Annotated in this window: 14 protein-coding genes; 3 read left to right on the top strand and 11 right to left on the bottom strand. The window is 67.1% G+C overall.

Going from position 1 to position 19,268, the window contains the following annotated elements; translation table 11 throughout:
• Positions 1–56: 56 nt before the first annotated feature.
• Complete coding sequence (locus PMES_RS06615) at positions 57–953, bottom strand: NAD-dependent epimerase/dehydratase family protein (RefSeq protein ID WP_159964720.1); 897 nt, start codon at positions 951–953, stop codon at positions 57–59.
• A gap of 153 nt (positions 954–1,106) precedes the next feature.
• Between PMES_RS06615 and parE the strand changes: the two genes are divergently transcribed.
• Positions 1,107–3,065, top strand: coding sequence for a DNA topoisomerase IV subunit B (gene parE, locus PMES_RS06610; RefSeq protein WP_159964719.1), 1,959 nt, complete (start codon positions 1,107–1,109; stop codon positions 3,063–3,065).
• A gap of 31 nt (positions 3,066–3,096) precedes the next feature.
• Positions 3,097–3,852 (top strand): CatB-related O-acetyltransferase, encoded by a 756-nt coding sequence (locus PMES_RS06605; protein ID WP_159964718.1) that lies wholly within the window; start codon positions 3,097–3,099, stop codon positions 3,850–3,852.
• On the opposite strand, the gene PMES_RS06600 is transcribed toward PMES_RS06605, so the two are convergent.
• Positions 3,849–4,535, bottom strand: coding sequence for a DUF3047 domain-containing protein (locus tag PMES_RS06600; protein ID WP_236549720.1), 687 nt, complete (start codon positions 4,533–4,535; stop codon positions 3,849–3,851). The two genes, PMES_RS06605 and PMES_RS06600, sit on opposite strands and share 4 nt — an antisense overlap.
• Positions 4,536–4,763: 228 nt before the next feature.
• On the opposite strand from PMES_RS06600, the gene PMES_RS06595 reads away from it, so the two are divergent.
• On the top strand, positions 4,764–5,465 hold the full coding sequence (locus PMES_RS06595; RefSeq protein ID WP_159964717.1) for a hypothetical protein: 702 nt from the start codon (positions 4,764–4,766) through the stop codon (positions 5,463–5,465).
• A gap of 179 nt (positions 5,466–5,644) precedes the next feature.
• Here PMES_RS06595 and PMES_RS06590 read toward each other — a convergent pair whose 3' ends face one another.
• The 9 genes from PMES_RS06590 to fdhF all read right to left on the bottom strand — a co-directional run bounded on the left by PMES_RS06590 (position 5,645) and on the right by fdhF (position 19,231).
• A complete protein-coding gene (locus PMES_RS06590; RefSeq protein WP_159964716.1) occupies positions 5,645–7,441 on the bottom strand; it encodes a peptidoglycan-binding domain-containing protein in 1,797 nt (598 codons plus the stop codon).
• A 17-nt stretch (positions 7,442–7,458) separates the two neighbouring features.
• Entirely contained in the window at positions 7,459–8,691 is a 1,233-nt protein-coding gene (locus PMES_RS06585; protein ID WP_159964715.1) for a phenylacetate--CoA ligase family protein, read from the bottom strand.
• Positions 8,692–8,825: 134 nt separating this feature from the next.
• On the bottom strand, positions 8,826–9,650 hold the full coding sequence (locus PMES_RS06580; RefSeq protein WP_159964805.1) for an ABC transporter ATP-binding protein: 825 nt from the start codon (positions 9,648–9,650) through the stop codon (positions 8,826–8,828).
• A 110-nt stretch (positions 9,651–9,760) separates the two neighbouring features.
• Positions 9,761–11,044, bottom strand: a complete 1,284-nt coding sequence (locus PMES_RS06575; RefSeq protein WP_159964714.1) for an ABC transporter substrate-binding protein — start codon at positions 11,042–11,044, stop codon at positions 9,761–9,763.
• 51 nt (positions 11,045–11,095) lie between these two features.
• Positions 11,096–12,172, bottom strand: a complete 1,077-nt coding sequence (locus PMES_RS06570) for a branched-chain amino acid ABC transporter permease (protein WP_159964713.1) — start codon at positions 12,170–12,172, stop codon at positions 11,096–11,098.
• 131 nt (positions 12,173–12,303) lie between these two features.
• Positions 12,304–13,290, bottom strand: coding sequence for a branched-chain amino acid ABC transporter permease (locus PMES_RS06565; protein WP_159964712.1), 987 nt, complete (start codon positions 13,288–13,290; stop codon positions 12,304–12,306).
• Between the two features lie 80 nt (positions 13,291–13,370).
• Positions 13,371–14,129 carry an ABC transporter ATP-binding protein gene (locus PMES_RS06560; RefSeq protein WP_438943228.1) on the bottom strand — a complete coding sequence of 253 codons (759 nt, stop codon included), beginning with the start codon at positions 14,127–14,129 and terminating at the stop codon, positions 13,371–13,373.
• 101 nt (positions 14,130–14,230) lie between these two features.
• A complete protein-coding gene (locus tag PMES_RS06555) occupies positions 14,231–16,183 on the bottom strand; it encodes an AMP-binding protein (RefSeq protein WP_159964710.1) in 1,953 nt (650 codons plus the stop codon).
• Between the two features lie 267 nt (positions 16,184–16,450).
• Positions 16,451–19,231 (bottom strand): formate dehydrogenase subunit alpha, encoded by a 2,781-nt coding sequence (gene fdhF / locus PMES_RS06550; RefSeq protein ID WP_159964709.1) that lies wholly within the window; start codon positions 19,229–19,231, stop codon positions 16,451–16,453.
• Positions 19,232–19,268: the final 37 nt, after the last annotated feature.

The following is a 19,268-nucleotide window of genomic DNA, read 5'->3' as shown; positions in this document are numbered from 1 at the left end:
TCGGGATATGTACCGCGATGCCCCGATCTGCGCCCGCGCCCGCTCCGGGCGGGGCCTCAGGTCATCCGGCCGAGCGCCCCGCGCCACGAATGGCGCGGGCGCCAATCGAGAAGCCGGCGCGCCCGCGTGGTGTCATAGAAGCTCTCGGCCGGGCCCATCTCGCGGCGGACCGGCACCTCGGGATAGAATCGTTCGATCAGCTCCTGAGTGTTTTCCTTTACCGAATGATCTTCATTGGCGACGTTGAAGACCTGGTATCCCAGCCCGTCCACCGCCAGGCAGCGCGAGACGAAGCCGCCGAGATCCCGCGCGTCGATATAGGCGAAGAAGTTGCGCCGCCGCAGCGACGGATCGGCCAGGTAGGCGGGAAAATCGCGGGCGTAATCGCCCGGCTCCACCACGTTGTTGATCCTCAGCGCGTAGATGTCGGCGCCGCTGCGCCTTTGGAAGCTGCGCGCGGCGGCCTCGTTCGCGACCTTGGACATGGCGTAGCTGTCCTCGGGCACGGTGGGGTGATCCTCGTCGAGCGGCAGGTATTCGGGCAGCCGTTCGCCATCGGCGAAGCAGACCCCGTAGACCGTCTCCGACGAGGCGATCACGATCTTGGGAATCCCGAGGCCCGTCGCCGCTTCGAGGATGTTGTAGGTTCCCACCGTGTTGACCCTGTAGCATTCCCCGTCGGGGGTCAGGCCGATCCGGGGCACGGCGGCGAGATGGACGACCGCGTCGTAGCTCGGCACCCCGGTGCCCGGCTCCAGCTCGTCGAAGCCGGCATACATCCGCAGCGCGCCCCAGACCTGCCCCCCTTGCGTGATGTCGGCGCGCAGGTCCTCCACCCCTTCCGCGCCGAGCGGAACGAGATCGAGATTGGTCACCTTGTGCCCTTCGGCGGCCAGATGCGCGGCGACATGGGCCCCCGCCTTGCCGCTGCCGCCGGTCAGAAGTATTCGCATGCGCCGCTCCGTTTCCTGTCTGTGCGGTCCGTGCTCGATCGCCGGCCCGCGTGATGGGGGATGCGCAGAGGCGCCGGCAGTCGCGCCTTTCCCCGCCCCGCGCTTTTACTCTATGACTATGCACGAGAGCAGTTACACAAAAGAGCGGCAGACATGGCAAGCGACCTTCTTGGCGGAGCTCCCGAGCAGTCCTACGACGCCTCCTCGATCGAGGTTCTGGAGGGGCTGGAGCCGGTCCGCAAACGCCCCGGCATGTATATCGGCGGCACCGACGAGCGGGCGCTGCATCACCTCGTCGCGGAAGTCCTCGACAACTCGATGGACGAGGCGGTGGCCGGCCATGCCAACCGGATCGAGATCGAGCTGCATGCCGATCATTCGATCACCGTGCGCGACAACGGGCGCGGCATCCCGATCGACCCGCATCCCAAGTTTCCCGGCAAGTCCGCGCTCGAGGTGATCCTGTGCACCCTGCATGCGGGGGGCAAGTTCGGTGGCAAGGCCTACGAGACCTCGGGCGGCCTGCACGGCGTGGGGATCTCGGTGGTCAACGCGCTGAGCGATCATGTCCGGGTCGAGGTGGCGCGCGATCGCCGCCTCTACGCGCAGGAATTCAGCCGCGGCATCGTGCAAGGCCCGGTGGCGGAGATCGGCGCGGCGCCGAACCGGCGCGGCACGTCCGTGACCTTTCACCCGGATGCCGAGATCTTCGGCGCGCTGAAGTTCAAGCCGGCACGGCTTTTGAAGATGGTGCGCTCGAAGGCCTATCTCTTCTCGGGGGTCGAGATCCGCTGGAAGAGCGCGATCGACGATGGCGAGACCCCGCGCGAGGCGACCTTCCACTTCCCGGGCGGGCTTGCCGACTACCTCGCCGAGACGCTGGGAGGCGCCGCGACCTATGCCGAGCGTCCCTTCGCCGGCAAGGTCTCCTTCCAGGAGAAGTTCTCCACCCCCGGCAGCGTCGAATGGGCGATCAACTGGACCCCCTCGCGTGACGGCTTCATCCAGTCCTACTGCAACACCGTGCCGACCCCCGAGGGCGGCACCCACGAGGCGGGATTCTGGGCCGCCGTGCTCAAGGGCATCCGCGCCTATGGCGAACTGGTGAACAACCGCAAGGCCAAGGACATCATGCGCGAGGATCTGACGGGGGGCGGCTGCGCGCTCGTCTCGTGTTTCATCCGCGAGCCCGAATTCGTGGGCCAGACCAAGGACCGCCTTGCCACCACGGAGGCCGGGCGCCTTGTCGAGGGGGCGGTGCGCGACCATTTCGACAACTGGCTGGCCGCCGATACCAAGGCCGCCGGGGCGATCCTCGACTACCTCGTGCTGCGGGCCGAGGAGCGGATGCGCCGCCGCCAGGAAAAGGAGACCGCGCGCAAGAGCGCGACCAAGAAGCTGCGGCTTCCCGGCAAGCTGGTCGATTGCTCCTCGAATGCGCGCGAGGGCACCGAGCTTTTCATCGTGGAGGGCGATTCGGCCGGGGGAAGCGCCAAGATGGCCCGCGAGCGCAAGTCCCAGGCCCTCCTGCCCCTGCGCGGCAAGATCCTCAACGTGCTGGGCGCGGCCAGCTCCAAGCTGGGCAGCAATGCCGAGATCAACGATCTGTGCCAGGCGCTCGGCGTCGGCATGGGATCGAAATTCAACCTCGACGATCTGCGCTACGACAAGATCATCATCATGACCGATGCCGATGTCGACGGCGCCCATATCGCCTCGCTGCTGATGACGTTCTTCTTCTCGCAGATGCGCCCGATGATCGATGCGGGGCATCTCTACCTCGCCTGCCCGCCCCTCTACAGGCTGACGCAGGGCGCCCGCCGCGTCTATTGCCTCGACGAGGCCGAGCGCGAGGCGTGGATGGCGCGCGGGCTGGGCGGCAAGGGCAAGATCGACGTCTCGCGCTTCAAGGGCCTTGGCGAGATGGATGCCAAGGACCTCAAGGACACGACGATGAACCCCGAGACGCGCAAGCTGATCCGGGTGACCATCGACGAGGACGAGCCGGGCGAGACCGATGATCTCGTCGAGCGCCTCATGGGCAAGAAGCCGGAGATGCGCTTCCAGTACATTTCGCAGAACGCGCAATTCGTCGAGGATCTCGATGTCTGAACGAAAGCCTTCTGCGGGGGAGGACGCGGCCGTGGCTTTCTCCCGCAAGATCGAGATCCTCACCGGGACGGGGCACCTGCCCGCCGTGCCGGCCGCGCCCGCGCGGGGGTTCCACCTGACCGCGACCCCTCCCGCGGCCTGCAGCTACTTCTTCGAGGAAGGCACGATGCTGCGATCCCCGATGATCGCAGGTGCCCGTGCTGCGCGCTGCTTGATCGGGGCGCATTCCTACATGAACGATGGCGGCTATTTCAGGGGCGGCACGATCATCGGGCGCTATTGCTCGATCGGCCGCAGGGTCACGATCGGTGCCGGAATGCACGGCATGAGCGGCGTCTCCACCTCTCCGGCCTTCAGGGGCGGGCCGAGCCGCCCCTACACCTCATCAGAACGCGAGGCCCTTGGGATCGCCCCGCGTCCCTCCGAGCAGTTCACCGTGATCGGCAGCGATGTGTGGATCGGCGACGGGGTGGTCATCCTGCCCGGCATCCGGATCGGGGTGGGCGCCGTGCTCGCCGCCAATGCTGTGGTGATCGGCGACGTGGCCCCTTATTCGGTCATGGGGGGCGTGCCCGCGCGGGTGCTCAAGCGGCGCTTCTCGGAGCCGGTGCGCGAAGGGCTCGAAGCCTCGCGCTGGTGGGAACTGCCCAAATCGCAACTCGACATCTTGCCCAAAGGCAACGTGATCGAATTCCTCGAGCGGCTGGCGGAGGATCCGCAGCCCGCCGCCGCGCTCGACACCTACCGCATCGAGACGCCGGACGCGGCGGACCCGCGCGGCGCTTAGTCGAGCCGCAGTCCCGAGACCTGCGCCGCGATGACACCGTCCGTATCGTCGCTGTCGGCGGAGACGGCGACCCCCACGAGCGCACCGGGCGCACCGCCGAAGGCGGCCGCGTAATCCTTGGCGAGCGAGACCTTCTCGGAATGACGTCCGGTGCCCGCGGGACGCAGGACCACCGTGCGGCCGCGCGGACCCAGATAGGGCGATGCCAACATCTCGCCGCGCCGATGAGCCCCGCCCCAGGTATAGACCAGCACCCGCGCCGCCTCGTTCGAAAGCAGCGAGGCGATGGAGCCGCCCGCCGCCGCGGCCGCCTGTGCCTCGGGCAGGAACACGAAATAGACCGCCGCGTTGCGGTCGTCCCCGCCCTTGCGCGTGAGGTCCGTGGCCGGCACCGAGCGCGCGACCGACCAGTCCCACGCGGCCGAACCGCGGCCGCGATCCGAAGCGGGCACCGCCGTCCAGAGCAGCGATGCGGCATCCTGTGCGTCGATCGTCAGAACCGCGCCCTGCTGGCCGAAATCGACCTTCGAGAAGAGCGAGAACTTCTGCAGTGTCCAACCCGAGAAGGCGATCTGCGCGGCGGCGGCGGGTGTGCCTGCCAGGAGAGCCCCGGCAAGGGCCGCGAGCGGCAGGGCCATCCGAAGGGCCGGCGAGCGGCGCGGCTGCGCTTCGGGTCTGGACATGGGGCATCACCTTCCGTGGTTGCGCGGTGCACGAAGGGGGCACCGAGCCGCGAGCCTGCACCCGAACGGCGGCCCGCGCCATTCACGTCGCATCACGAGCCTGTCATCGCGGCGCGCGGCGCCGGCAACTCGCGCTTGCGCCGCGGCCACCGGCAATCGAGACTGCGTCATGCCGCGCATCGAGGCCGCTTCGGCCCCCTCGCCGCCCCCGACACGCAGGAGCCCGCAATGCCCGCGACCTTGTCCCTCAACGCCTGCCTGCTGGCCTGCATGGCCTTGCTGGCGGCCTGCACCCGTCCGCTTGCCCCGCAGGAGCACGACTTCGCCATGGCCTTTCACGGCGCCGCCCTCGATACGCGATCGGTGCGGCTCAACAGGGGGACGTTGATCGGCGGGATCACCCGCCAGCGCCCACCGCGACCGCAGATCGCCTGCCGCGAGCGCATCGGCCCGCCGGAAACGGGCCCGAGCGTCACCACCTCGACCGCGGCCTTCGTGCTTTTCGAGACGATCTTCATCTCGCGGCCCTGGTGGCGCGAGAACTACCTTCGGGACTGGCCGCGGAAGCTGCGTCTGTCGGATGCGATGCTCCTTGCCCATGAGCTGACCCATGTCTGGCAATGGCAACAGCGCGGCACGACCGGCTACAGTCCGCTCGCGGCGGCCGCCGAGCACCGTCCGGGCGGCGATCCCTACCTCTTCGAGATTGTCCCCGGACGCCGGTTTCTCGATTTTCCCTACGAGCAGCAGGCCGCCTTGCTCGAGGAATATGTCTGCTGCCGCACCCTTGCGCCGGACGGGGCGCGCACCGAACGGCTCAGGGCGCTGCTGGCACCACATTTCCCGCCCCTGCGGCGGCCGGAGGCCCTGCCGGCGGCGCGGGTGATCTTGCCCTACCCGCAGGCCGATCTCGAGGATGTCTGCGCCTGACCGCCACGGCGGTCACGGCGAACGTAGCAGTGCGTCTGCCGCCATGCGGGCCCTGCCCGGTGCCATCCGGCCCCCATCGGCGCCGCGACCCGGACCGCGTGAACCGGACCGCGTGAACCGGACTTGACGAAAGCGCGCTCCCGGTCCCTTGAGAGCGGGAGCGCGCCGCCGGGCGCGGCCTATCGCAGGATGCCGCGCACCGTGTCCGCCAGGAGCCGCACGACGGTGTCCTGCGTCATGTAGCCGGTGACCGGCAGCCGCGCCTCGTCCTGGTAGCGCCGCAACGCCCGGCGGGTGCGGTCGTCGAAGACGCCGTCGATCTCGCCGGGGGCATGGCCCAGCGCGTCGAGACGCTGCTCGACCAGCCGCTTGGCAAGGGGCGCCATGTTCAGCGCGGCCTCGGCGGCCTCGGCCTGAGCGATGGCCGGATCGGGCTGCCGGTCGAGCTCCTTGATCGCCTCGACGGCCTGGTCGGTGAAACTGCCTTGCGGATAGCGCGACAGGTAACCCTGGTAGGCGCGCCGCGTGTTCGTCTGCCGCGCCTCGCGCCAGGTGCTCCGGTCGCCCGGATCGGCCTGCTGCACGCGGCGCCGCTCCAGTTCCACGAGGTTCTCGCGGCCGACCTCGGCGTAGCGTCCATCGGGATAACGCTCGAGATAGGTGCGGATCCCCAGCTCGTTATTGCCCGATCCAAGCTTCTTCCAATAGGCCGCGTCGGCACGGTCGAGCTCGTCGCGCCGCTTGCGGCTTTCGGCTTCAAGCTCGGCGGCACGGGCCTCCGCCTGCGCCTCGAGCTGGCGGATCAGCCTGACATCGAGATAGCCGGTCTGCCCGAAATTGCGGTCGCCCTGCCAGGCGCGGATCGCCTGCCGGGTGCCCTGGCCGAAGATCCCGTCGATCCCGCGCGTGTCATAGCCCAGCAAGGAAAGATCGCGCTGGATCTGCCGTCTGGCATCGCGGCCGAGATTGAGCCGTGCCTCGTCATTGGCCGGTCCGTTGCGGATCTCGTCGAGGCGGGTGCGCGCGGCATCGGCGCGGCGCCCTTGCGGGAAAGCCTCGAGATAGGCGGCATAGGCGGCCTCGGTGTTGCGCTGCACGGTCTCGGCCCAGAGCCCGTCGTCGCGGCGGTCACGGCGCGCCTTCTCGGCGGCGCTCGCGGCCTCCCGTTCGCGCGCGAGCTGTTCGGCCGCGGCGCGCTCACGCTCCCGCAGATCCTCCTGGCGCCTGCGCTCGGCCGCTTCACGGTCGCGCTCCGCTTCGCGCCGGCGCAGCACCTCGGCGAGCGCGCTGTCGCGCTCACGCTCGGCGCCGCGCGGCAGGAAGGCATGATCCTCGGGCACGAAACCGTAGGCGCGCACGCTGCGCTCGTTTCGCAGCCGCGCGGGGATCGACGCGCCCGGCACGGCCAGCGTGTCGCGCAGCACCCCCTCCAGCGCGTCCGGCCTGCCGGTGATCACGGTCACGCCCTGCGCGGCCTCGATGCGTCCGGGACCGCTGCGAAGATAGGGGCCGAGCTCGGTCTCGGTCTCGTCGCTGGCCGCCAGCGCCAGCACCGCGCGGCGCGGCGCCTTCTCGAGCATCGCCATCACGCTGGAGAGCGCGAGCGCCTCGCGCGACAGCTCCGAGAGCGTCTCGGCCTGCGTGTCGACCGGCAGGAACCAGGTCTCCGTGCTGCTATGGACGAACCGGCCGGAGAGGACGACGAGAAGGCCATCGGCCTCCGGCGCCATCTGCTCGAACTCCGACAGGGCCCGGCGCAGCCTGTCGTGATCGGCGTTGCGCCCCGAGATCACGTCCACCCCGGCATCCTCGAGCCGGTCCACCGCGCCCAGCACCCGCTCGGCGCCGGCCGGATCGGTGCCGCGCCGATAGTCGCCATTGCCCAGAACGAGCCCGATATCGGCCGCCGCCAGCGGGGCGGCGATGGTGCAGAGCGCCGTGGTCAAGAGCCATCCGGCCAAACGTGTCGATGCCATGTCGCGTCTCCTTGGTATTACTCGTAACTGCGCTGATCGTCGATGACCTTGCCATCGCGCGGCAGGCTGCCGGGTGCAACGATCTCGATCCGTCCACGCAGCTTCAGCGCGTCCTTCAGGGCCGGCTCGAACTCCGACGGATCGCCCTCGCGGCACTCGATCCGGACCTCCATCCGGTCCGCCTCGTCGGCGCGGGTGACGATGACGCGGGCGCGCTCGATGCGCGGATCGCTCGCCACGAATTGCGCGACCTGTTCGGGCCGCACGAACATGCCCTTGATCTTCGCGGTCTGGTCGGCACGGCCCATCCAGCCCTTGATGCGCATGTTGCTGCGCCCGCACGGGCTCGTCCCCTCCATCTGCGCCGACAGATCGCCGGTCGCGAAACGGATCAGCGGGTAGTCCGGCGTCAGGGTCGTCACCACCACCTCTCCGACCTCGCCGGGGGCCACCGGATCGCCGGTGCCGGGGGTCACGATCTCGACGATCACCCCCTCGTCGACGATCAAGCCCTCCTGCGCGGGGCTTTCATAGGCGATGTTGCCCAGGTCGGCGGTCGCGTAATTCTGCAGGCAGGTGATCCCGCGCGCCTCGTAGAAGTCGCGCAAGGAAGGAAAGAGTGCCCCGCCGCCCACAGCCGCCTTCGAGATCTTCAGTTTCAGCCCCATCTCGTCCGCCTTCTCGAGCAGAACCTTGAGGTAGTCGGGCGTGCCGGCATAGGCGGTGCTGCCGAGATCATGCGCGGCGCGCACCTGAAGGTCCGTCTGTCCGGTTCCCGCGGGGATCACGGTCGCCCCGACCGCCCGCGCGCCCGATTCGAAGATCATCCCCGCCGGGGTGAGGTGATAGCCGAAGCAATTCTGCACGATGTCGCCGGGCCCGATGCCGCAGGCATGCAGGAAACGCCCCACGCGCCACCAATCGCCATCGATCCGGCCGGGCTCGTAGATCGGTCCGGGCGACTGGAAGAGATGGGTGAAGTCGGTGACGGCGCCGGCAAAGCCGCCGAGCGGCGCCCCTGGCCCCTGCGCCTCGGTCAGCGCCGACTTGCGCAGCACCGGCAGCGCGGCGAGCGCGGCGCGTGTGGTGATCCGCTCGGGCGCGATCCCGGACAGGCTGCTCGCATAGCCCGGAAGGGCGGCGGCACGGGCGATCTGCGCCGGCAGCGCCTCGGCGAGGGCCGCCTCGCGGGCTCGCGGCGTGCGGCGCTCCAGCGCGTCGAAGGGGGCGTCATCTCGTTGGGTTGTCATGCGATCTCGATCCTCTCGCCACCGGGGCGCGGGCCGATCTGGGCCCGGCCGGACCGGTCATGCAATATCCGTGCCCATGTTATCCGATAACCGGGGTGCGTTTCAAAGCGCCGGTGCGGCTGCCCGCGCGCCGTTCAGCTCAGCCAGCGCTTGCGGCGCCGGTAGCTGCGCACGTCGCGGAAACTCTTGCGGCCCTCGTCGGACATTCCCAGGTAGAACTCCTTCACGTCGGGGTTCTCGCGTAGATCCGCAGCCGCGCCATCCATCACCACGCGCCCTGATTCCAGAATGTAGCCGTGATGGGCGAAACGCAGCGCCACATTGGTGTTCTGCTCGGCGAGCAGGAAGCTCACCCCCTCGTTCTCGTTCAGGCTCTTGACGATGCCGAAGATCTCCTCGACCAGCTGCGGTGCCAATCCCATCGACGGCTCGTCCAGCAGGATCGTCTCGGGACGTGCCATCATCGCGCGTCCGATCGCGACCATCTGCTGCTCGCCGCCGGAAGTATAGCCGGCCTGGCTGCGCCTGCGCTCCTTGAGGCGGGGGAAATAGGCATAGACCATCTCCAGATCGGCATCGATCTTGGCGCGCCCATCGCTGCGCGTGTAGGCCCCCGTCAGCAGGTTCTCCTCGACCGTGAGATGCTCGAAGCAGTGGCGCCCCTCCATCACCTGCACCACCCCGCGCTTGACCATGTCGGAGGGGTTGAGGTCCTGGATCCGCTCGCCGCGATGCAGGATCGAGCCCTTCGTGACCATTCCGCGCTCCGAGCGCAGCAGGTTGGAGATCGCCTTGAGCGTGGTCGTCTTGCCAGCGCCGTTGCCGCCCAGTAGCGCCGTGATACCGCCCCTTGGCACGGACAGGCTGACCCCCTTGAGCACGAGGATGACCGAATTGTAGATCACTTCGATATTCTTGACCTCGAGCAATGTCTCTTCGGTGCGTCCGGCGTCGAGCATGATCGGGTTTCCTTCTTGCATGCGGGGGTCTTTTTCGCGACCCGCCCGGTTTCGAGGGGCGGGCCGCGTCCGTCATGGCCCGCCCCCCGAAACGGGGCGGGCCGCCACCCTTACGAGCAGCTCTGCTCGATGTTGTTCTCGGCGGCGTAGGCGGCGCTGTCCTCTTCGATCAGCGCGTCGAGCACCTCCTGGTCGGACTGGATGTAATCGGTGATCACTTCCCATGTGCCGCTCTCGGCATCCCACTGGTTGACCGCGGCCTTGCCCGATCCGCCATGGTTCTCGCAGCTTGCCTCGAAAGTGGGGCCGAAATCCTTGAGCCCGAGCTCCTCCATCTTCGCCTCGGTCATGCTGAGCTGCTCAAGCCCGTCGCGCATCATCGAGGCGTCGATCTGCATGGTGCCGTGGATTTCCTGCGCCTTGCGGGCGGCCTCGACGGCCAGCATCGCGGCATAAAGGCCGCGGTTGTAGAGCACCGTGCCCTTCTGGTCGCCCGCGCCCGCGCCCTTGCCGGCGGACCAGACATGCTCCTCCAGCGCGTCATAGACCGCGAAATCGTCGCCGGGCGCGTGGAAATTGAGCGCCTTGTAGCCATCGGCGGCCTTGCCGGCGGGCTTCACGTCATTCTCCGAGCCGGACCACCAGATGCCGATGAACTGATCCATCGGGTAGCGGATGTTGGCCGCTTCCTGGATCGCCACCTGGTTCATCACGCCCCAGCCCCACATCAGGACGTAGTCGGGCTTCTCGCGGCGGATCTGCAGCCATTGCGATTTCTGCTCCTGACCGGGATGGTCCACCGGCAGCAGCGTCAGGTCGAAGTTGTGCTTCTCGCTCAGCTCTTCGAGCGTGCGGATCGGCTCCTTGCCATAGGCGGAGTTGTGATAGATCAGCGCGATCGTCTTGCTGGACAGATCGCCGCCATTCTCGTCGAGCAGGTGCTTGACCGCGATCGACGCGCCGTCCCAGTAATTGGCCGGGTAGTTGAAGACATGGCTGAACACCTTGCCGTTCTTGGCCGAGGTGCGTCCATAGCCCAGCGAATGGATCGGGATGCCGTCGGCGGTCGCCTTCGGGATCAGCTGGTAGGTGATGCCGGTCGAGAGCGGCTGGTAGACCAGAGCGCCCTGGCTCTTGGTGCTTTCATAGCACTCGACGCCCTTCTCGGTGTTATAGCCGGTCTCGCATTCGATCATGTTGATCTTCTCGCCGCCGATACCGCCATCGCGCTCGTTCACGAGCGTCAGGTAGTCGGCATAGCCGTCCGCGAAGGGAATGCCGTTCGCGGCATAGGGCCCGGTGCGATAGCTGAGCGAGGGAAAGACCAGCTCCGCCATGGCCGGTCCGGCCGCGAGTGCCGTGCCGAGGGCGAGGGTCGCCAGTTTGAGTTTCATTGTCGTTCTCCTCCCGTTTTTTCTTTGATCGTCACGTTGCGTGGCGCCCCCTCAATGCGGGAAGGGCCACAACCGCAATTTTTCCTTCGTCATCCGCCACAGCTGTGCCAGCCCATGCGGCTCGAGCACCAGGAAGAGGATGATCAGCGCGCCCACGATCATGAACTCCAGATGCGCCGCGAGATCGGTCGGCCATCCAAGCCCGCCCACCAGCACGTTCTTGAGGAAGACCGGCATCAGGACCATGAAGGCGGCGCCCGCGAAACTGCCGAAGATGCTGCCGAGCCCGCCGATGATGATCATGAAGAGCACCAGGAAGGACTTGTTGATCCCGAAGGCCTCCCCCACCTCGACCGCGCCCAGATAGACCGCGAAGAAGAGCGCCCCGCTGATCCCGACAAAGAAGGACGAGACCGCGAAGGCACTCAACTTGGCCGTGAGCGGGTTGACCCCGATGATCTCGGCCGCGATGTCCATGTCGCGGATCGCCATCCACTTGCGGCCCACCGAGCCGCGCGTGAGGTTCCGCGCGATCCAGGCGCTGGCCACGAGGAATACGAGGCAGAAGAGATAGACCGCCCAGGCCTGCGTCTCCGGCCCGGTGATCCGGTAGCCCAGGAGCGTGCGCTCCGGCGCGCTGATCTGGCCCGAGGCGGAGTAGTTGTAGAACCACGGCACCCGGTTGAAGAGCCAGACCAGGAAGAACTGCGCCGCCAATGTCGCGACCGCGAGATAGAAGCCCTTGATCCTGAGCGAGGGCAATCCGAAAAGAACCCCCACCAAAGCAGTAATCAGACCGGCGAGAACCACGTGGATCGCAATGCTGATCTCGGGGAAGGCCGTCATCAGCTTGTAGACCGAGTAGGCCCCCACCGCCATGAACCCGCCCGTCCCGAGGCTGACCTGCCCGCAATAGCCCGTCAGGATATTCAGCCCGAGCGCCGCGATCGCGTAGATCAGGAACGGCAGGAAGACCGCATTGACCCAGTAATCGTTGAGCACGAACGGAACCACCGCCAGCGCCATCACGAGGATCGCGTAATAGCCGCGCCGGTCGAGCCTGATGGGGAAGGTCTGTCCGTCCGCCTCGTAGCTCGTCTTGAAATCGCCCGCCTCACGATAGAGCATCGTGCCGCCCTCCTGTTACCGCCGCCCGTCCGTTCCGCGCATTCCGCCATCCGGCCGCGCGGCCCGCCCCTTCAGCTTCGCCGAAAATACCTCCGCCGGAGGCGCGCGGCCCCCGCGGGGCCGCTACCCGCTCAGACGCGCTCAATGATCTTCTCCCCGAAAAGCCCCTGCGGGCGGAACACCAGGAAGATCAGCGCCAGCACGTAGGCGAACCAGTTCTCCGTCGCGCCGCCCACCAGCGGTCCGATCAGGAACTCGAAGAGTTTCTCCCCGACCCCGATGATCAGCCCGCCGACGATGGCCCCGGGGATCGAGGTGAAGCCGCCCAGCATCAGCACCGGAAGCGCCTTCAGCGCGATCAGCGAGAGACTGAACTGCACGCCGGACTTGGCGCCCCACATGATCCCGGCGACCAGCGCCACGAAACCGGCGATCGACCAGGTCAGCACCCAGATGAAGTTGAGCGAGATGCCCACCGAAAGCGCCGCCTGGTGATCGTCCGCCACCGCCCGCAAGGCCCGGCCCTGCTTGGTGTATTGCGAGAATGCCACGAGGGCCGCGACCAGCAGGATCGCGATCAACGTCGCCACCAGGTCGAGATTGTCGATGAAGAAGCCGTAGCCGAACGCGTTGAAGGTCGTCTCGTCGATCCAGGTGTTGATCCCCTGCGGCAGCCCCACGTCGAGGGTCTTGATGTCGGAGCCCCACATCATGTCCCCGAGCCCCTCGAGGAAATAGGCAAGGCCGATGGTTGCCATGAAGAGGATGATCGGCTCCTGGTTCACGAGATGGCGCAGCACGATCCAGTTCACCGCCCAGGCAAAGAGCACCATCACCACCATGGTCAGCAGGATGGCCAGCAGGGCCGGCACCTCCCAGCCGAAGCCGTGGATCTCGGTGCCGAATGTCACGTTGATCAGGTGCTCGAACGGCACCTGCCCCTCCATGATGCCGACAAGAGTGAGCGCGGCGAAGAGCGCCATGACACCTTGGGCATAGTTGAAGATGCCGCTGGCCTTGAAGATCAGCACGAAGCCGAGCGCCACGAGCGCGTAGAGCACGCCCGCCATCAGCCCGTTCAGCGTCACCTCGATCGCGAAGAGAAGTTGGTCAGGCATCGATGCCTCCTGTCACGAATGCATGGCGGGTGCCGGCGCGCGCGAGGGTCCACGCGTGCGGGGCGGGCAAGCTGGCCGCATCAGTCATGGGACACCCCCAGATAGGCGTCGATGACATCCTGGTTGCTGCGCACCTCGGCGGGGGTGCCATCGCCGATTTTGCGGCCGTAATCCATCACCACCACCCGGTCGCTGAGATCCATCACCACCCCCATGTCATGCTCGATCAGCGCGATGGTGGTGCCGAACTCGTCGTTCACGTCGAGGATGAAGCGCGACATGTCCTCCTTCTCCTCCACATTCATCCCCGCCATCGGCTCGTCGAGCAGCAGCAGCATCGGATCGGCGGCCAGCGCGCGCGCCAGCTCCACCCGCTTCTTCAGCCCGTAGGGAAGCCGCCCCACGGGGGTCTTGCGGATATGCTGGATCTCCAGGAAGTCGATGATCTGCTCGACGCGGGCCCGGTTCTCGACCTCCTCGCGCTGGGCCTTGCCCCACCAGAGCGCCTGCGCCGCCATGCCTGTCTTCATCTGCGTCAGGCGCCCGGTCATCACGTTGTCGAGCACGCTCATCCCCTCGAAGAGCGCGATGTTCTGGAAGGTGCGCGCGATGCCCTGGCGCGCCACCTGGTAGGGTTTCATCGGCGGCCGCCGCGATCCCCTGAACCAGACCTCGCCCTCCTGCGGGACGTAGAAACCCGAGATCACGTTGAGCATCGAGGACTTGCCGGCGCCGTTGGGCCCGATGATCGCCCTGATCTCCCCTTCGCGGATGTCGAAACTGATATTCTTGATCGCTTCGACGCCGCCGAAACGCAGGGTGATGCTGCGCATGTCCATCAGGACACCGCCGATCTTGCGGCCATCGGCCGTCACCTCATGGTCCAGACTGTCCCTCACATCGCTCCTCCCTCGCGCGCCCGCGCTCATCCCCGGCCCCGTCATTGCGCCGCGATCCGCTGCTCGGCGGGGAAGATCTCGGCATCCTGGATGTTCAGCCTCGCCCTGATCTTGCCGCGCCGGCCGTCCTCGTAGGTCACCTCGGTTTCGGTGCTGATCTCGTCCTGCCCCCCGTAGAGCGCATCGATCAGGTCGCCGTATTTCTCCTCGATGATGCGGCGGCGCACCTTCTGGGTGCGCGTCAACTCGCCGTCATCGGCATCGAGCTGCTTGTGCAGCACCAGAAAGCGGCTCACCTGGCACCCCGACAGCATCGGGTCGGCGCTGACGCTCTCGTTGACCTCGCGCACGTGATCGCGCATCGCCTCGAGCACCCGTGGATGCTGGCTCAGCTCCTGGTAGGAGCCGTAGGCGATGTTGTTGCGCTCGGCCCAGTTGCCCACCGCTGTCAGGTCGATGTTGAGAAAGGCGCAGCAGGTGTCTCGGCCTGCCCCGAAGACCACCGCCTCGAGGATGCTGGGATAGAACTTGAGCTTGTTCTCCACGTATTTGGGCGCGAACATCCGCCCGTCCGACAGCTTTCCGACATCCTTGGCGCGGTCGATGATCCGCAGATGGCCGCTCTCCTCCTCGATGAAGCCGGCATCTCCCGTCGCGACCCAGCCCTCGGCATCCTTTGTCGAGGCGGTGCTCTCGGGATTCTTGTAGTATTCCACGAAACTGCCGGGGGAGCGGTAATAAACCTCGCCGCCATCGTCGATCCTGAGCTCGACCCCCGGAGAGGGCACGCCCACGGTGTCCGAACGGACCTCGTTATCGGGCTGCTGGGTGATGAAGACGCTGGCCTCGGTCTGGCCGTAGAGCTGCTTGAGGTTGATGCCAAGACCGCGGTAGAAATCGAAGAGTTCCGGCCCGATCGCCTCGCCGGCGGTATAGCCGACACGCACCCGGCTCAGCCCGAGCGTGTTCTTCAGCGGGCCGTAGATCAGCAGCTCGCCCAGCCTGTAGGCCAGCTTGTCCGCCATGCCGACCGGCCGTCCGTCGAGGATCGCCGGCCCGACCTTGCGCGCGAGCGCCATGCAGCGGTCGAAGAGCCATTTCTTGCCCCACGTCGCATCCTCCATGCGGATCATCACCGAGGTCAGCTGCGTCTCGAAGACCCGCGGCGGCGCGAAGTAATAGGTCGGCCCGATCTCGCGCAGGTCGGTCATCATCGTCTCGGGGCTCTCGGGACAGTTGACGCAGAAGCCGGTCCAGTAGGCCTGCCCGATCGAGAAGATGAAATCCCCCACCCAGGCGATCGGCAGGTAGGCCAGCACCTCCTCGTCGCGGGTGAGCCGGTCGAACTGGGCGGAATTGCGGGAGCTTTCGACGATGTTGCGATTGCTCAGCACGACGCCCTTGGGCCGCCCGGTCGTCCCGGAGGTGTAGAGCATCACGCAGGTATCGTCATATCCCAGCGCGTCGCGGCGCGACTTCAACTCGCCCCCGAGGCGGTCCTTCGCCCCGCGTCCGCGTTCCTGGATGTCGGCATAGGATGTCAGGGCGGTATGGTCGTAGCGGCGCAGACCGCGCCCGTCGAGATAGACCGTCTGGCGTAGCCTGGGCAACCCGGAGGCGATGTCCGCGACCTTGTCGACCTGCTCCTGGTCGGCGGCGATGACGAAGACCGCGCCGCAGTGATCAAGCGCGTAGGCGACCTCCTCGGCGGCGGCGTCGTGATAGAGCGGCACCGGGACCGCGCCGGCGCATTGCACCGCGACCATGGCCCAGTAGAGCGCCGGGCGGTTGCGTCCCAGCAGCGCGACATGCTCGCCGGGCTGCAATCCCAGATCGATCAGACCGAGCGCGAGCGCCTCGATCTCCCCGGCGGTTTCGGACCAGCTCCAGCTTTGCCAGATGCCGAATTCCTTCTCGCGGTAGGCGGTCTTGTCCGCATACTGCACCGCATTCCGCGCCAGAAGCGCGGGGATGGAGACGAATGTCTCTGTCACGAATGTTCCTCCCTTGCCGGGTCTCCCCGACCCCGTGTCCGCTTTCCGCGGATCCTTGCCCCTACCGTGGCGAGTTTTTTCAACGGGTCAACATTTTCCCAGAACGACGCGACGCCTTTTGCCAGAAGCGACAGGTTCTGCCCCATGTTAGCGAAAACTCTCGAATCGGCGCGAAGCTTTATCAATATTTTAATGCTGGATAGACGGCTTCACGCGCCGTCTCCCGGCCGCACGCACCGGCATCGGGCCACCGGCGGCGCGGGCCGCTCATTCGGCGGCGAGCGTGTCCTCGGCCTTTTCGACCCTGACGGCGGCATATTTGAACTCGGGGATCTTGCCGAAGGGATCGAGCGCCGGGTTCGTCAGGATATTCGCCGCCGCCTCGACATAGGCGAAGGGCAGGAAGACCATGTCCTCGGCCACCGCGCGGTCGGCGCGGGCCATGACGGTGAGCGTCCCGCGCCGCGTCGTCAGGCGGATCATGCCGCCGGGCACCACCCCGATGCGGCGCAGCGTGTCGGGATGCAGCGAGCAGTTCGCCTCCGGCTCGACCGCGTCGAGCACGCTGGCCCGCCGGGTCATCGAGCCGGTATGCCAATGCTCCAGCTGCCGGCCCGTGGTCAGGACCATCGGGAAATTCTCGTCCGGCAGCTCCGCGGGGGGCGTGACGCGGGCCGGGGTGAACTTGGCGCGCCCCGCGCGGCGCGGGAAGCCGTCGCCGAAGACGACCGATTGCCCCGGATCGTCGGGGCCGCTGCACGGATAGGTCACCGAATCCTCGGCCTCGAGCCGCTTCCAGGTGATGTGATGCAGCGAGCGCATCGACATCTTCATCTCGTCGAAGACCCCCCGCGGCCCGTCGTAATCCCAGTCGAGCCCGATCCGGCGTGCCAGGTCGACGATGATCCGCCAGTCCTCGCGCGCCTCGCCCGGCGCCTGCACCGCGCGGCGGCCCATCTGCACCTGCCGGTTGGTATTGGTGACGGTGCCGCGCTTCTCGGGGAAGGCCGCGGCCGGCAGGACGACATCGGCGAACATCGCCGTTTCCGTCAGGAAGATGTCCTGCACCACAAGGTGATCGAGCTTGGCGAGCGAGGCGCGCGCATGCTCGACATCGGGGTCGGACATGGCGGGGTTCTCGCCCAGCACGTAAAGGCCCTTGATCTCGCCGCGATACATCGCGTCGATGATCTCGACCACCGTCAGGCCCGGTGCCGCATTGATCTGCGTGCCCTTCCAGATGTGGCGGAAGAGCTCGCGCACTTCGGGATCGGTGACGCTCTGGTAATCCGGCATGACCTGCGGGATCAGGCCGGCATCGGAGGCGCCTTGCACGTTGTTCTGCCCGCGCAGCGGATGCAGCCCGGTGCCGGGCCGTCCGACATGACCGCAAAGCAGCGCGAGACTGATCAGGCAGCGCGAATTGTCGGTGCCGTGCACGTGCTGACTGATCCCCATGCCCCAGAAGATCATGCCGCGCTGGGCACCGGCGAAGCGGCGCGCCACGTCGCGCAGGATGTCCGGCGCAATGCCGCATTGCTCGGCCATCCGCTCGGGGGTGAAGGCGCGGATATGCTCGCGAAACTCGAAGAAGCCTTCGGTGAAGCCCTCGACATACTGCCTGTCATAGAGCTTTTCCTCGACGATCACGTTCATGATCGCGTTGAGCATCGCGACATCCGAGCCGGGTCGGAATTGCAGCATCGAGCGGGCGTGACGGCCCAGCGCCTGGCCGCGCGGATCCATGATGATGAGATCGCCGCCCCGCTTGGCGAACTGCTTGAAGAAGGTCGCCGCGACGGGATGGTTCTCGGTCGGGTTGGCGCCGATGACGATGGCCACGTCGGCATTCTCGATCTCGTTGAAGCTCGCCGTGACGGCGCCAGAGCCCACGTTCTCCATCAGGGCGGCGACCGAGGAGGCATGGCATAGGCGTGTGCAATGATCGACGTTGTTGTGCTGGAAGCCCTGCCGGATCAGCTTCTGGAAGAGGTAGGCCTCCTCGTTGGTGCATTTGGCGCTGCCGAAGCCGGCCACGGTCTTGCCGCCGTAATAGCTGCGCAGATCGACGAGCCCCTCTGCCGCCTTGGCGAGCGCCTCGTCCCAACTGGCCTCGCGGAAATGGGTCAGCGGGTTGCCCGGATCGACGTTGAGCCCCTTCTCGGGCGCGTCCTCGCGCCGGATCAGCGGCTTGGTGAGCCGGTGCCCGTGATGGATGTAATCGAAGCCGAAGCGGCCCTTGACGCAAAGCCTTCCCTCGTTGGACGGCCCGTTGATGCCGTCCACGTTGCGCACCTTGCCATCCTTGACCTTGATCGAGACCTGGCAGCCCACTCCGCAGAAGGGGCAGATGGATTTCGTCTCGCTGTCGAAATCGGCGCTGTCGCCCTCCTGCGCCTCGTCGAGCACCGAGGCGGGCATCAAGGCGCCCGTCGGGCAGGCCTGCACGCATTCGCCGCAGGCCACGCAGCTGCTCGCGCCCATCGGATCGTCGATGTCGAAGACCGGGTAGGCGTCGTGCCCGCGTCCCGCCATGCCGATCACGTCATTGACCTGCACCTCGCGGCAGGCCCGCACGCACAGCCCGCACTGGATGCAGGCGTCGAGATTGACCGACATCGCGATGTGGCTGTCATCGAGCAACGGAATGCGCTCGGGCTCGATGGTCGGAAAACGGCTCTCGGTGACGCCCTGCATCTCGGCCATGTCCCACATGTGCGAGCTGCGGTCATGGGCGGCGGCGCGCTCGGGCTGATCGGCCAGGAGCATCTCCATCACCATCCGGCGCGCCTGTGTCTCGCGCTGGCCCTGCGAGGAGACCACCATGCCCTCGGCGGGCGCGCGGATGCAGGAGGCGGCGAGGACGCGCTCGCCCTCGATCTCGACCATGCAGGCGCGGCAGTTGCCGTCCGAGCGATAGCCCGGCGCATCCTTGTGGCACAGGTGCGGGATCACGGTGCCGTTGCGCTTGGCCACCTCCCAGATCGTCTCGCCGGGGCGCGCCTCGAGCGTGCTTCCATCGAGGGTGAACCTGATCGTGTCGGACATGGCGCAACCTCCCTGTGCCTTGGGCCATCATAACGCC

Source organism: Profundibacterium mesophilum KAUST100406-0324 (genome assembly GCF_009835145.1).
In the GTDB taxonomy this organism is placed as follows: Bacteria; Pseudomonadota; Alphaproteobacteria; order Rhodobacterales; family Rhodobacteraceae; genus Profundibacterium; species Profundibacterium mesophilum.
This window is presented reverse-complemented; position numbering and strand designations above follow the sequence as displayed.